Genomic DNA, 13,801 nt, shown 5'->3' with positions numbered 1-13,801 from the left:
CGGCAGCGAAGCTGCCGCGCCGAAAACAAACAAAATGAGCTCAAACAAAGCTGCAATCCGGGCTAAGATGAAAGTCGTTATTTCAATATTGGAAATTTTTAGCTATTATAATTTTAACTTAACAAAGAAAGATCATTCACCGTTTCAACTTTTGCAAACTTTTAAGTTTTTCTGCATTGTCAATTCTTTTGCAACTTTTGCGGTAAAATCTATTACAGAAATTAATTTAACAAACCTGATTCAAGAAAAATCATTAGCCGTTTCATCTTTTTGCAAACTCTTGAATTCTTTTCTGCATTGTCAATTCTTTTACCTCTTTTGCGGTAAAAAACAAAAATAAATTATTTACCGCATTATTTCTTAGCTCTTTTTAAAGGACAGCATATCAATAATTAGTATTTTTAAGAAAAATAAACAATATGAACTTATATACACAACCCATGTTACGCGAAGATGCCTTAAAAGATAAAGTAGCCATCGTTACCGGCGGTGGCAGCGGACTGGGAAAGGCAATGACCAAATACTTTCTTCAGTTAGGCGCAAAAGTCGTGATCACTTCCAGAAACCTTGAGAAGTTGCAGGCAACGGCCAAAGAACTCGAAGAGGAAACCGGCGGAAAAGTTCTCAGCGTAGCATGCGACGTTAGGAACTGGGGTGAAGTGGAAGCAATGAAAGAAGCAGCTTTAAAAGAATTCGGAAAAATTGATATCTTGCTGAATAATGCAGCGGGAAACTTCATTTCCCCAACCGAAAGATTAACACATTCTGCTTTCGATTCCATTCTGGATATTGTCTTAAAAGGAACAAAAAACTGCACTCTTTCTATCGGGAAACACTGGATCGATTCCAAAACACCCGGAACCGTTCTGAATATCGTCACAACCTATTCCTGGACAGGCTCTGCCTATGTTGTTCCGTCGGCTTGTGCCAAAGCAGGAGTATTGGCGATGACAAGATCACTGGCGGTTGAGTGGGCAAAGTACGGAATCCGTTTTAACGCAATTGCTCCGGGACCATTTCCTACAAAAGGAGCTTGGGACAGGTTGCTTCCGGGGGATCTTCAGGAAAAATTTGACATGAGGAAAAAAGTACCATTACGAAGAGTAGGAGAACACCAGGAACTGGCCAACCTTGCGGCGTATCTGGTTTCGGATTATTCTGCTTACGTAAACGGAGAAGTGGTAACCATTGATGGTGGAGAATGGCTTCAGGGTGCCGGCGAATTTAATATGCTGGAAGATATTCCGCAGGAAATGTGGGATGCGCTGGAAGCAATGATTAAAGCGAAAAAATCAAATTAGTTGTAAATTTTTAATCATTAATAATTGAAGAATTTAAAAATATTAAGTAGAAAATCAGATATTTTCTGATAACTAATGTGTTAAACCTTCAATAGCTTTATAATTCAAAAAAGCTTTATATAAAAGCAAAAGTAGATTCTCTATCGGGAATCTACTTTTTTTATTTGGGTGATTTTACGGTTGAAGTCTAGTTGAATCACTGAGATAGTTCACTATTGAGCGACATACATTTGCAGTAGAAATTTTTACTAAAACAAATTCAAAAACATGGAAACATTAAAGTCGGTGTTGGAAGCAAACCACACCAAAAAATCAAAAAACGAATTAATTGACCTTTTAACAGGACTGGAAAAATCATTAACGCCTGCCGTGTACGAAAAAGTTTCAGGAATTGAAACTTCTGAACTTACTGCTCTTTCAAACAAAGAATTAATCAGCATCATCGATGATTTCAAGAAAAATTACGATGAGAAATGGGAAAAATCTTTTGCAGCGGTGTCTTCGGAAGTGATGAAAATGATCGCAGGAAAAATGGCCGCCGATGACCAGGTGTTTAAAACATCGGGTGCCGAAAGCGCAGATTTTGCGGCAGAGCTGGGAAGTATCGATTTTGCAAAAATTATCGGAGGGCCTTTGGATGCATGTGTTAAAGCACAATCCAATGCAGCAATCAGTACAGTGAACTTCATCCAGCAGGTAGGTTTTGAAAAAGACGGAGAGGAAAACAAGCTTCGTATGGCAGAATTCAAATACAAAAAACACGTACCGAATCCTGAATATAAAAACGAACAAGATACCCCAAACGTAGATCCTACCATCGAACAGGATGTAGAAATCTCCGTTCCGTTTATTGCTTTACTGAACGTACCAAGCTTTAGAATCGAAACTTGTGATGTAGATTTCAATGTGAAATTAAATTCTACCTACACCAAAGACGTAAGCGATGAATTCGGAATTAAAGCCGGAGCTTCCGGAGGTTTTGGTCCGGTAAAATTCAACGTCGATGTATCTTACAAGAGAACTTCCAGCACGGGAATTAAAGTGGAAAAAGAATATTCTCTCGGAGTAAAAGTAAAAGCTACAAACGATGAAATGCCTGCCGGACTGGAAAAAGTTCTTGGATTGCTTGCTCAATAAAACTTTTACGAGATTATGATTAAATTATCAGATTACCTGGATTATCTCAACAATGAGATAATTCAGGCTCGTAAAAAAGCAGACGAAAATGCAGTGGCCATTGCAAAAGAGTATGCCCAACACGAGTATTTAAAATATTTTAAGGTTCCCAGGTATTCCCTGCCCAGCGTGAAAATGGATATTCCCGTTAAGATCACCGACATTGATGCGGATGCCGACAGAGATTTCCCGGTAAACGAAGTCAAATTAATCCGCGATGTCAACGAAAGAATTCTTACTGTAAATAAAGAAAAGCAACTGAATATTCAGCCCATTTCCACAAAAAACATTCAGACTGAAGATTTCAAAACATTGCTGAATTCCGTAAGAGGTGGTAGTCTGGAATACGTAAGACTGCCAAAAACAGAAACAGAAACAAAACCTCCCGTACTGCGGACTCCTGCAAAATCCTTAACGGCTGTTCCGCAAAAACCTATCGAAAGGCCTATCGAAGGCACTTCCACGGAAGAAGAATCTGCTGTATTGAGACAAATTTATACCGAAGTCCTGAACAGGTACAGTTTAATCAATTCAAAATTAAACAACATTTATATTGACCCGAATACCAATTCCGCCGAAGATAAAGATAAATTATTCATCAACCTTCATGTGGAAATGGAAGAAGAAGGCATCAGGATTATGTCTTACAAAGATAAGGACGGCAAAGAAATCGAACAGATAATTTTTGAATAATGCAGGAGCTCGTTCATCATACAATACAGAAAATCCAGGAACTTTTTCAACATTTTAATAAAGTCCAGGAGTTGTATCTGTCGAAATCTTTCGATTTTGACGGACAGTTCGAGGCTTTTCTCTATGAGTTTTTAGAATATCTGAAATCTAAAGGAAACACAACCTGCGAATCTGAAGTATTGAAAATTATGAATATGATTTCAACGGTTAAAAGAGGTTTCAACCCCGTTCAGATGGAGAAAATTACCACCTCAAAACGAGAGCTTCAGTGGGGTTTTTCATTCAGTGCAATGGAAAATATTCACGGATTGCTCACCGAAATGTACAACAAGGAACAAAAAAAACTGGATGAAGCGGAAGAAATCCTTTCGGGACTCATCGTTTCATTATATCAGAATGGATTTTTAGATGAAGACAAAGTAAAAGACCTCAATACGATTCCGAAAATTGAAATATTCTGGAACTCGCTTGTCAATCACAACACCCAGATTTTAGGAATCAACAAAAAACTAAGGCTTAGCATGATTTCGGAAGATCTGTTTCTGGTTATTGAAAAAATCCTTTTAAAACTAATATAAAACCCAACACCATGGAAAAAGAAAGATATATTGTTGTGCTTGAAGACCAACAGAAAAAATCCCTGAAAAAAGTAGAAAATGAGCTGGAAGTCACAATTACTTCTTCAGAATTTCTTTCATCGGAAAACCGTTCTTATGACTTGATTGATAATGATAACGGGGTTCTCTATAAAAATTTGGGCGTTCTGGTCGTGGAAAATATGGATGAAGAGCAACTGAAAAGTGCTGTGAAAAACGATTCCAATCCTATTGTTTATTTTGAGAAAGAAAGAGAATTCTTTTCTGCTGACGAACTGTCAATTATCAATGAACTGAAAAAACAGTCTTCCGAAATTGCCGATAAAATTTCGGAACTGGAAAAATACATCATCAACAAACCTCTTCCCCAAAAATCACTGGTGGAATTAGAATGGGGGTTAAAAGCGCTCAATATCGAAAATTCCTTATATACAGGAAAAGGAATCGACATCTGTATTCTCGATACGGGAATAGAATTATCACACCCCGATTTTTCTGGACGAGAAATTGAAGGAAAATCTTTTATCAGCGGAGAAAGTTGGGACCGCGATCCGAATGGCCACGGAACACATTGTGCAGGAATCGCAGCCGGAAACATCAGACTGGACAACAGAAAGCGGTATGGCATTGCCAAAGATGCCCATTTAAAAATCGCCAAAGTGCTTTCCGATTCGGGAAGAGGTACCACCAGCAGCGTAATTGATGCCATTGACTGGGCTATTACAAAGAAATTCAGGATTCTATCCTTATCATTGGCTTCTGCCGTTAAATTGAATGATGCACCTTCACCTCTTTTTGAAACCGTTGGAGCAAGAGCTTTGGAAAACAACTGTATCATTATTGCCGCTGCCGGAAACGACAGCAGCCGGCCATCACTCCCAAAGCCGGTTTCTTCCCCGGCGAATACGTCTTCCATAATGGCAGTAGGCGCTATAGACGGACAAATGAAGATCGCCAGATTCTCTAATGCAGGCTTGAATCCCGCAACGGGAGGTTCTGTCAATATCTGCGCTCCTGGAGTTGACATCATCAGCACATATCCGAAAAATTCCAAAAATAAAAGCAGCAATTATTACGCAATGAGCGGAACAAGCATGGCCACGCCACACGTTTCCGGGATGTTGGCTCTCTACATGGAACAGTTTCCTGAAAAAACAGCAAAAGAAATCTGGGAACTGGCAGAAACCAAAGCAAAGCCAATTGAAGGTTTGAAATACCGGGATATCGGCAGCGGACTAATACAGGCATAAATATGAAAACATATATCGCAGTTCTGAAAAAAGATATCGACATCAAAAATCTTGAAAAAGAACTTAAAAAGAAAAACATAAAACCGGCGGCTCACTACCAATCTATTGGAGTAGTAAAATTAAAAAGTGAAAAGCCGGTTTACCAGAAAGATTTTGAAGCGTATTTCATCTCCGTGGAAGAAGATAAAGATATTGAGATTTAATGATAATATGATTTTAATTATTTATTAAAAGTACCAGTGAAGTATGCTTTCTATTGGATAAACCTTATTTTTGTTTATAACTAAAATAAATGATTATGAATTATAGATTTTCAATCTTAGCGATGATGATGTTTGCATTAAGTTTTTCACAAAATCTCAAAGTAATGAGTTTCAACATCAGGCTGAATGTAGATTCTGATAAAGAAAACTCGTGGACCAACAGAAAACAGGATGTCGAAGATCTTCTTTCGTATTATCATCCGGATTATTTCGGGGTTCAGGAAGCATTGCCTGATCAGATGAAAGACATTAAAAACGGATTGAAAAATTATGATTATGTAGGAGTAGGGAGAGATGACGGAAAAGAAAAAGGTGAATTTTCCGCAATATTTTATGATGCAGAAAGATTGCAGGTGGTAAAATCCGGAACGTTCTGGCTTTCTGAAACGCCTGAAAAACCATCAAAAGGATGGGATGCTGCACTGAACAGAATTTGCACGTATGCCCATTTTAAAGATAAAAAGTCAAAGAAAGAATTCATGGCGATGAATCTCCATTTTGATCATGTAGGTAATGTAGCAAGGGTGAAATCTTCCGAACTGATTTTAAAAAAGATCAAAGAATTAAATCCTAAAAACCTACCGGTAACCGTAACCGGCGATTTTAATTTAACCGAAGATTCGGAGCCGATCAAAATCATGTCACAAAACATGAAGGACAGCTTTTTTCATTCAGAAACAAAACATTATGGACCGAAAGGAACCTTCACGGCCTTTAACATCAACGAAGTCCCTAAAAACAGGATCGATTATATATTTGTAAAAGGATTCACCATTAAATCTCACAGACATATTAACGACAGAAGAGAAAATCTGCTCTACCCGTCGGATCATTTCCCGGTACTGGCAGAGCTGCAGTTTAATTGATCTTAGCTTGCAGAAGAATTCCTTCCCAACAATCCAAACAGAATCTTATCCCTGATTTCATCGGTAATTTCAATGGTAGATTCTGTATTTCTTTTAAACCAGAAATAAGAATTATTCAAAGTATGAAGAATAAATCTTGTCGTAAAAGCAGACGATCGTAACTCCCAGTTTTCGGCCTGGTAAATCTCGGAAATTAATTCTTCGACTTCCTGCTGGTAATTTTTTCGCAGTGCAATAAATTCCGGAAGGCGCTCCTCCAGATGCTTCCACTCATTGGAATAAATATGCGTCACATCACGGTTTTTAAGAACTACCGATAAATGTTTCTCAATAAACAGGTTGAGTTTTTCCTTTGGAGGAATAGAAGTGTTTTTTACTTCCTGAAGCTCATCAAAAAATTCCTGCGCAATACCGAAACAGATCCACTCCAAGATTTCTTCCTTAGAGCGGATGTGGGCATACAACGAAGCTGCCTTGATATTGAGCTTTGTTGCCAAATCCCTTACAGAGCTGCCCATGTAGCCTTTCTCCTTGAAAAGCTCTACGGCGACATCTAATATTTTCTTTTGTTTTTCTTTAAGCTCCATTTGGTAAATGGCAAAAGTAATTATTTTGATTGTAATATTTTGATTTTCCAATTATGATTTTGATTTGATGATTGTCATTCTGATTACTTTTTAATTCAAAACCAATCTGTGACTGTTCTTCCATAAATTTTTATATACAATAATTAATTCCGGAATTTTTGTCGGATAAATTTAAATTTAAAATGCATTTTTCGGAAAATTTGTCCTTATTTTTTAGAAAATTAATAATTGAACACTTTTTGTGATATAGCTTTCGAATTAAATGATTAAATACGATGGAGGGCATCAGAAATTAGAAAATCGGATTTAAAAATTAACATTAATTACACTCTTATGGTCTGAAATCTGATGTCTGAAATCATACAAATGAAACCGAATTAAATCAAAAATAAATAGAGATATGAATTTAAACCAATATACTGTAAAATCGCAGGAAGCCATCCAGGCTGCTCAACAGGTAGCCATGGAATTTGGCAACCAGAGTATTGAGCCTCAACATCTTCTTGAAGGAATTTTTCAGGCGGATGAAAATATTTCGCCTTTCTTACTGAAAAAATCGGAAGCAGATGCTGCTTTGCTAAGAGAGCGAAACCGTGAAAATTTAGAGAAACTTCCGAAAGTACAAGGTGGAAATATTTACCTTTCCCAATCGGCCAACAAAGTGTTGCTGGATGCGCCCAACATCGCCAAAAAAATGGGTGACGAATATGTAACGATAGAACATTTATGGCTTTCGCTGTTAGAGACCAGTTCAGAGGTTTCAAAAATGCTCAAAGATATGGGCGTTACGAAAAACCTTCTGGAAGGCGGAATCAAAGAATTACGAAAAGGAAGCAAGGCCACATCTGCAAGCTCGGAAGAAACCTATCAGTCCTTAAACAAATATGCAAAAAACTTCAACGAATTAGCTGCGGAAGGCAAACTTGATCCGGTGATCGGGCGTGATGAAGAAATCAGAAGGGTATTACAGATTCTTTCGAGAAGAACAAAAAACAACCCGATCCTGATTGGTGAGCCGGGTGTTGGTAAAACAGCCATTGCTGAAGGAATTGCCCACAGAATTATCAGCGGCGATGTTCCTGAAAACCTGATGGATAAGACCCTGTATTCATTGGATATGGGTGCTTTAATTGCCGGAGCCAAATATAAAGGTGAGTTTGAAGAGCGTTTGAAATCCGTAGTAAACGAAGTCATTAAATCAGACGGACAAATTATTTTGTTCATCGATGAAATTCATACATTGGTGGGAGCCGGAGGCGGTGAAGGTGCAATGGATGCTGCAAATATATTGAAGCCGGCTTTGGCAAGAGGTGAATTGAGAGCCATCGGTGCAACCACATTGAATGAATATCAAAAATATTTTGAAAAAGATAAAGCGTTGGAAAGACGGTTCCAGAAAGTGATGGTGGAAGAACCGGATACGGAATCGGCTATCTCCATTCTTCGGGGAATTAAAGATAAATATGAAGCGCACCATAAGGTAAGAATCAAAGACGAGGCAATTATTGCTGCAGTGGAAATGTCTCAGCGGTATATTTCAGATCGTTTTCTGCCGGATAAAGCGATTGATCTTATTGATGAGGCTTCGGCTAAATTGAGAATGGAAATCAATTCAAAACCGGAAGAATTAGATGTTTTAGACAGAAAGCTGATGCAGCTGGAAATTGAACTGGCTGCCATTTCAAGAGAAGGAAACCAGACTAAAATCGACCATTTAAAAGAGGATATTGCCAGAATTTCTGAACAGCGAAATGAAATCAATGCCAAATGGCTGAAAGAAAAACAGAAATCTGAAGATTTAACCCAGATTAAAAAAGATATTGAATCTCTGAAACTGGAAGCTGAAAGAGCTTCAAGAGCAGGAGATTACGCAAAAGTTGCGGAAATCCAGTACGGAAAACTTAGAGAAAAAGAGGAAGAGTTAAGAAAGCTTGAACTGGAAATGCAAAATCATCAGAATGAGCTGATTAAAGAAGAAGTAACTTCCGAAAATATTTCTGAGGTGATTGCAAAATGGACGGGAATTCCGGTGACGAAACTGCTTCAATCTGAAAGAGAAAAATTATTGAATCTGGAAACCGAACTCCACCACAGAGTCGTAGGCCAGGATGAAGCCATCACCGCAGTTGCCGATGCAATCCGAAGAAACAGGGCTGGATTAAGCGACGAAAAAAAACCGATTGGTTCATTCTTGTTCTTAGGAACCACCGGTGTCGGAAAAACCGAGCTGGCGAAAGCATTGGCCGAGTTTTTATTCGACGATGAGAACAATATGACAAGAATTGATATGAGTGAATATCAGGAAAGACACAGCGTGTCCAGACTTGTCGGGGCGCCTCCGGGATATGTAGGGTATGATGAAGGAGGGCAATTGACCGAAGCCGTGAGAAGAAGGCCTTATTCAGTGGTGCTTTTAGATGAAATTGAAAAAGCGCATCCCGATGTTTTCAATACCTTATTGCAGGTTTTGGATGACGGCCGGTTAACAGATAATAAAGGAAGAGTGGTAAATTTCAAAAATTCAATCATTATTATGACTTCGAATTTGGGATCGCACCTTATTCAGGAGAATTTTGAAAATATTACCGATGAAAATCAGGATGAGATTGTGGATAAAACTAAAGATCAGGTTTTCGATTTATTAAAGCAGACCCTCCGTCCGGAATTTTTAAATAGGATTGATGAAGTAGTACTGTTCCAGCCGTTAAGGAAAAAAGAAATCGGAAAAATTGTTCAGTACCAGCTGAGAGGATTTAATGATATGCTGTCTAAACGAAATATCATCATGACGGCTACTCAGGATGCTGTAGATTACCTGATGAATAAAGGTTATGACCCCGCATTTGGAGCAAGGCCTTTAAAAAGAGTGATTCAGCAGGAAGTCCTTAACAAATTGTCAAGAGAAATCCTTGCAGGCAATGTGAGCGACGGAGACAGAATCACACTCGATTATTTCGAGGAAACAGGCCTCGTTTTCAGGCCTACGGAACTATAAGTAGTTTTTTTCATATATATTATTTTTGTAAGTAAGTGCTGTAGATGTTTCTGCAGCACTTATTTTATTATAGGCTTTTCATAAGATTTAAACTTAAAATAAACAATCCGTAAAATCCCTGAAAATAAACAGGAAAAAAACCATGTCGCAGCAATGTGATTTTTTGCGAACTTTGCATTATCAACTAACATTATAAAACTAGCTTATGAAAACACAACCTACCTCCGAAACTGAAACACTGGATCTCAACCTGCCTCCCAATACGATGGCTCAAGACCTTATCCAGACCCTGGTAAATAATTACAGAAACAAACAATTGGTATCTGTAAAAGAAAAAATGGGGATTGATGATGCCCATTCTATCCATTTTGAACTAAAAACACTTAAAAAATTTATTGCTGATATTGAAACCTTAGCTTATGCCGATAATCCCGAGACGAATACGGAAGATTTGGGAATCCGCTTCTATTACGCGGCGTATCCGAACCTGGAAAACTGGGATATAATGAACGGTACACCAATAGGAACAGGATATGCTGAAAAACACACGCTTGTGATGGTTCCTACCATCAAAAAACAGGATGAAAACGGAGATATGCTGAGCTACGATTTTAATCCGGTACATAATGACGGGCAAATGCTTGCCATGGCCTCCTCAAGAAATGCAGGCACCTCACTTGATGTTGTTTGCCAGAATCATGGAGCCTTAATACCACCAGACAGTACAAAAACAGAATTATTTTAATAATTAAAAAACAAAATTTTACTGAAGCACAATGAGTGATTTCCAAAGAATAGCATTTGAATTTATGTATTGGGCAGAAGGCATTGCAGCTGCTGTTTCCCTTGTATTTTATAGCAAAATAAAAGATAAATACTGGAAATACTTTGTGTTTTATCTCATTTTTATTTTTGTATGTGAGAGCATCGGAAGATGGGGCGGACTTTTTTTTGAGTATAACAAACAGGTTTTTTACAATTACTTTGTAATTCCGGTTCAGTTCATATTTTTCTACTGGCTGTATGCCGCGAGATCTTTTAGAAAAATGAATCTTTTCTTAATCCTATCTTCCCTTTACCTGCTTTCATTTATTCCGAGCGAATTTTTGTATTCTGAAAATAAAGTAATGTTTTCCCTAAACTATACACTGGGGTGCCTGATTTTGATGATCCTTGTCGTAATGGAATATTATAAGCAGATTAACGATTCGGAGATTTTGAATTTTGATAAAAACAGAATGTTTTACATCAATCTTGGCGTTACGCTGTTCTATATCGGAACATTACCGTTCTGGACTTTCCTGGAACTTATCAAGCAATACCGTGAAATTTTCAATATTTATTTTGCGTATTTTCTTATTTCAGGAATTATCATGTATATGTTATTTTCAATTTCATTGATATGGGGAAAACAGAGCTCCTGATAACGATTATCCTGTTCAACATGTTTTTTGTGTTGTTTGTTGCAGCGGTAATCATGTACATCCGCAAATACAGGCAGCGTAAGAAAGAATACCTCCATGAAATTGAAGTGAAAAATGAAATTCATAAGCGTGAACTTCTGGCCACACAACTCGAGATTCAGCAGGCCACCATGCAGCAGATAGGGCGGGAGCTGCATGATAATATCGGTCAAAAGCTTACCCTCGTGAGTCTTTATACACAGCAGCTTCTGTATGAAAACAAAGTTCCGGAAGTCAGCGAAATAATTGAGCAGGTTTCGCAAATCATCAACCAGTCTTTGCAGGATCTCAGAAGCCTCTCAAAAACACTTACCGACGATAAAATTAATCAGAAGGAAATTGTAACTTTAATTCAGGAAGAAGTAGACAATACCAATGCCTTCAAAAAATGTAACGTATCATTCAACTGTAATTTCAGTCACCTTGATTTAGGTTTCGTCCACAAAAATGTGTTGCTGAGAATTACGCAGGAATTTATCCAGAATAGTATAAAGCACTCCAATTGTAAAAATATATGTATTACACTGAACACTTCTGATGAAATACTTTGGGAACTGAACATTAAAGATGACGGTATCGGTTTCGACCAGTCGAAAATCAAATCAAATGGTATCGGACTCACCAATATGAAGAACAGAGCAGAAATCATAGGAGCCGATTTTTGCTTTGAAAGCCGGGAAAATTTTGGGACCACACTCAACATTATTTTAAAGAAACAGTCATGAAAAAGACAATAGTGATCGTAGATGATCACATACTCATCGCAAAGGCATTAGAAGGGATTATCGATAATTTTGAAGAATTTGAAGTGATCTATGTGGCAGAGAACGGTAAAGATCTAATTCAGAAGTTTGAAAGCAACAGCAGGATTCCGGATATCATCTTAATGGATATCAGTATGCCAATCATGGACGGATTTGAAACAGTACTCTGGCTTAAGGAAAACCATCCCGGCATTAAAGTAATGGCATTAAGCATGCAGGGTGATGATAAAAGTGTCATTAAAATGATAAAAAACGGGGCAAAAGGCTATTTGCTGAAAAATACACACCCGAAAGAACTCGAAAATGCACTTGTGAGACTCAACACCGATGGGTTTTTCTACCCCGACTGGGCGTCAAAAATTATTTTCTCCAGTATGAATAACGAAGATTCTGCAAACAGCATTAAGATTTCCGAACGTGAAAAAGAATTTCTGAAATACACCGTTACCGAACTCAGCTATAAAGAAATTGCAGACAAAATGTGCTGTAGCCCGAGAACGGTGGAAAGCTACAGAGACCAGCTTTGTGATAAATTAGATCTTAAAACCCGGGTAGGATTGGCTGTTTTTGCAATAAAAAATGGATTTGCAGGCTAAAGCTGGGTAATATTGAAATTTAAATTAATATAATTTTTAAACAATAAAATACTGTTTATATTGATATATTTTCATGTTAATATAAAAAATAGTATTGATTGAATAATAAAAATAAGTAACAATTTAGTGAAATACTTGCATAGTAATTCTGAATTTTTTAATTTCATTTTCTATAACAAAATATATGTATATGAAAAAACTACTATTCGGAGTTCTTATGCTGAGCTTCTTGTCGTGTAACAGTGACAACATTGCCAACCAAACTGAAGAATCAGTAAACAACACAGAAAATCTGGGAGGGTCTGCCTTGAAAAGAGGATGCCCTTCTGCAGAGATCAGAAAGTCTGCTCTCATGAAAAGTGCCGAACTCAGACAGAAATATTCTGAGCTTGAAGCCAATACCGAAAAATTCGCAAACGACCTAAAACTGGGAAAAGTACTTGCCGACGGATCTGTTGAAATTCCTGTTGTGGTAAATGTTTTATACAGAACCTCTTCAGAAAACATTTCCGCTGCCCGTATTGCAGAACAAATTGCCGTTTTGAATGCAGATTATGGAGGAACAAACAGTGATGCATCTAAAATTCCCACTGCTTTTCAGGGGTTGAAAGCAGGGGATGTGAAAGTGAAATTCAGACTGGCAAATACCGTAAGGAAATCTACTACCAAAACGAGCTGGAGTACAAACGATGCCATGAAGAGAGCTTCCAGCGGCGGAATAGACGCTACAAGCCCTTCTAATTATCTTAATATATGGGTAGTAGGAAATATGGGGCAAATTTTAGGATATGCTACATTCCCTGAATCTTCGGGTCAATGGTATGACGGAGTTGTAATTGCTGCTCCTTATTTCGGGAAAACGGGAGCTTCAGCGCCATTTAACCAGGGAAGAACAGCTACGCATGAAGTGGGACACTATCTTAACCTAAGACACATCTGGGGAGATGCCAACTGCGGAAACGATCTTGTTGCCGATACTCCCACCCAAACAGGTCCTAATTACGGAAAGCCAAGCTATCCGCTATACAATACATGCGGCGGCGTACAAAGATCTGTAATGTTCATGAACTATATGGATTATGTGGATGATGCAGCTATGTTTATGTTCTCATCAGGCCAAAAAACAAGAATGCAGTCTGTGGTAGCTTCGTCAGGAGCAAGATCTGGATTAAGACTGTACTAATTAAGAACCCTTTTCATAAATACGAGAGTCCGGCTGTTTCAGAATGAAACAGCCGGACTTGTTTATAG

General features: G+C 38.0%; 15 protein-coding genes. 14 read left to right on the top strand and 1 reads right to left on the bottom strand.

The window, feature by feature from the left end:
• The first annotated feature begins 34 nt into the window (after positions 1–34).
• The 8 genes from SOP96_RS19310 (at position 35) to SOP96_RS19275 (ending at position 6,145) form a co-directional block, all read left to right on the top strand.
• Positions 35–340, top strand: a complete 306-nt coding sequence (locus SOP96_RS19310; protein WP_326322507.1) for a hypothetical protein — start codon at positions 35–37, stop codon at positions 338–340.
• Positions 341–419: 79 nt separating this feature from the next.
• Complete coding sequence (locus SOP96_RS19305) at positions 420–1,301, top strand: SDR family oxidoreductase (RefSeq protein WP_326322506.1); 882 nt, start codon at positions 420–422, stop codon at positions 1,299–1,301.
• 267 nt (positions 1,302–1,568) lie between these two features.
• Positions 1,569–2,438, top strand: coding sequence for a DUF2589 domain-containing protein (locus SOP96_RS19300; RefSeq protein WP_326322505.1), 870 nt, complete (start codon positions 1,569–1,571; stop codon positions 2,436–2,438).
• 15 nt (positions 2,439–2,453) lie between these two features.
• A complete protein-coding gene (locus SOP96_RS19295; RefSeq protein ID WP_326322504.1) occupies positions 2,454–3,170 on the top strand; it encodes a hypothetical protein in 717 nt (238 codons plus the stop codon).
• On the top strand, positions 3,170–3,748 hold the full coding sequence (locus tag SOP96_RS19290) for a hypothetical protein (RefSeq protein ID WP_326322503.1): 579 nt from the start codon (positions 3,170–3,172) through the stop codon (positions 3,746–3,748). Before SOP96_RS19295 ends, SOP96_RS19290 begins: the two co-directional genes overlap by 1 nt.
• 11 nt (positions 3,749–3,759) lie before the next feature.
• On the top strand, positions 3,760–5,016 hold the full coding sequence (locus SOP96_RS19285) for a S8 family peptidase (protein ID WP_326322502.1): 1,257 nt from the start codon (positions 3,760–3,762) through the stop codon (positions 5,014–5,016).
• A 2-nt stretch (positions 5,017–5,018) separates the two neighbouring features.
• Entirely contained in the window at positions 5,019–5,219 is a 201-nt protein-coding gene (locus SOP96_RS19280) for a hypothetical protein (RefSeq protein WP_326322501.1), read from the top strand.
• 95 nt (positions 5,220–5,314) lie between these two features.
• Positions 5,315–6,145, top strand: coding sequence for an endonuclease/exonuclease/phosphatase family protein (locus SOP96_RS19275; RefSeq protein WP_326322500.1), 831 nt, complete (start codon positions 5,315–5,317; stop codon positions 6,143–6,145).
• 2 nt (positions 6,146–6,147) lie between these two features.
• Here the strand turns inward: SOP96_RS19275 and SOP96_RS19270 are convergent, their stop codons facing one another.
• On the bottom strand, positions 6,148–6,783 hold the full coding sequence (locus SOP96_RS19270) for a TetR/AcrR family transcriptional regulator (protein ID WP_326322499.1): 636 nt from the start codon (positions 6,781–6,783) through the stop codon (positions 6,148–6,150).
• 349 nt (positions 6,784–7,132) lie between these two features.
• On the opposite strand from SOP96_RS19270, the gene clpB reads away from it, so the two are divergent.
• The 6 genes from clpB (at position 7,133) to SOP96_RS19240 (ending at position 13,733) form a co-directional block, all read left to right on the top strand.
• The gene (gene clpB / locus SOP96_RS19265) at positions 7,133–9,727 is read left to right on the top strand and encodes an ATP-dependent chaperone ClpB (protein WP_326322498.1); all 2,595 of its coding nucleotides are present in this window, start codon (positions 7,133–7,135) and stop codon (positions 9,725–9,727) included.
• 205 nt (positions 9,728–9,932) lie between these two features.
• Positions 9,933–10,472, top strand: a complete 540-nt coding sequence (locus tag SOP96_RS19260; protein WP_326322497.1) for a hypothetical protein — start codon at positions 9,933–9,935, stop codon at positions 10,470–10,472.
• A gap of 31 nt (positions 10,473–10,503) precedes the next feature.
• Positions 10,504–11,151 carry a hypothetical protein gene (locus tag SOP96_RS19255; RefSeq protein WP_326322496.1) on the top strand — a complete coding sequence of 216 codons (648 nt, stop codon included), beginning with the start codon at positions 10,504–10,506 and terminating at the stop codon, positions 11,149–11,151.
• Positions 11,130–11,915, top strand: coding sequence for a sensor histidine kinase (locus tag SOP96_RS19250; RefSeq protein WP_326322495.1), 786 nt, complete (start codon positions 11,130–11,132; stop codon positions 11,913–11,915). The genes SOP96_RS19255 and SOP96_RS19250 overlap by 22 nt, the downstream gene beginning before the upstream one ends.
• Positions 11,912–12,550 carry a response regulator transcription factor gene (locus SOP96_RS19245; protein ID WP_326322494.1) on the top strand — a complete coding sequence of 213 codons (639 nt, stop codon included), beginning with the start codon at positions 11,912–11,914 and terminating at the stop codon, positions 12,548–12,550. Before SOP96_RS19250 ends, SOP96_RS19245 begins: the two co-directional genes overlap by 4 nt.
• 190 nt (positions 12,551–12,740) lie before the next feature.
• Complete coding sequence (locus SOP96_RS19240; RefSeq protein WP_326322493.1) at positions 12,741–13,733, top strand: zinc metalloprotease; 993 nt, start codon at positions 12,741–12,743, stop codon at positions 13,731–13,733.
• Positions 13,734–13,801 lie beyond the last annotated feature (68 nt).

The sequence above is a fragment of the Chryseobacterium salviniae genome (genome assembly GCF_035819015.1).
GTDB lineage: Bacteria > Bacteroidota > Bacteroidia > Flavobacteriales > Weeksellaceae > Chryseobacterium > Chryseobacterium salviniae.
This window is presented reverse-complemented; position numbering and strand designations above follow the sequence as displayed.

Bases quoted from the DNA above. Each gene is read 5' to 3' on its own strand.
- SOP96_RS19310 (WP_326322507.1), top strand. From the start codon at position 35: ATGAGCTCAAACAAAGCTGCAATCCGGGCTAAGATGAAAGTCGTTATT.
- SOP96_RS19305 (WP_326322506.1), top strand. From the start codon at position 420: ATGAACTTATATACACAACCCATGTTACGCGAAGATGCCTTAAAAGAT.
- SOP96_RS19300 (WP_326322505.1), top strand. From the start codon at position 1,569: ATGGAAACATTAAAGTCGGTGTTGGAAGCAAACCACACCAAAAAATCA.
- SOP96_RS19295 (WP_326322504.1), top strand. From the start codon at position 2,454: ATGATTAAATTATCAGATTACCTGGATTATCTCAACAATGAGATAATT.
- SOP96_RS19290 (WP_326322503.1), top strand. From the start codon at position 3,170: ATGCAGGAGCTCGTTCATCATACAATACAGAAAATCCAGGAACTTTTT.
- SOP96_RS19285 (WP_326322502.1), top strand. From the start codon at position 3,760: ATGGAAAAAGAAAGATATATTGTTGTGCTTGAAGACCAACAGAAAAAA.
- SOP96_RS19280 (WP_326322501.1), top strand. From the start codon at position 5,019: ATGAAAACATATATCGCAGTTCTGAAAAAAGATATCGACATCAAAAAT.
- SOP96_RS19275 (WP_326322500.1), top strand. From the start codon at position 5,315: ATGAATTATAGATTTTCAATCTTAGCGATGATGATGTTTGCATTAAGT.
- clpB (WP_326322498.1), top strand. From the start codon at position 7,133: ATGAATTTAAACCAATATACTGTAAAATCGCAGGAAGCCATCCAGGCT.
- SOP96_RS19260 (WP_326322497.1), top strand. From the start codon at position 9,933: ATGAAAACACAACCTACCTCCGAAACTGAAACACTGGATCTCAACCTG.
- SOP96_RS19255 (WP_326322496.1), top strand. From the start codon at position 10,504: ATGAGTGATTTCCAAAGAATAGCATTTGAATTTATGTATTGGGCAGAA.
- SOP96_RS19250 (WP_326322495.1), top strand. From the start codon at position 11,130: ATGGGGAAAACAGAGCTCCTGATAACGATTATCCTGTTCAACATGTTT.
- SOP96_RS19245 (WP_326322494.1), top strand. From the start codon at position 11,912: ATGAAAAAGACAATAGTGATCGTAGATGATCACATACTCATCGCAAAG.
- SOP96_RS19240 (WP_326322493.1), top strand. From the start codon at position 12,741: ATGAAAAAACTACTATTCGGAGTTCTTATGCTGAGCTTCTTGTCGTGT.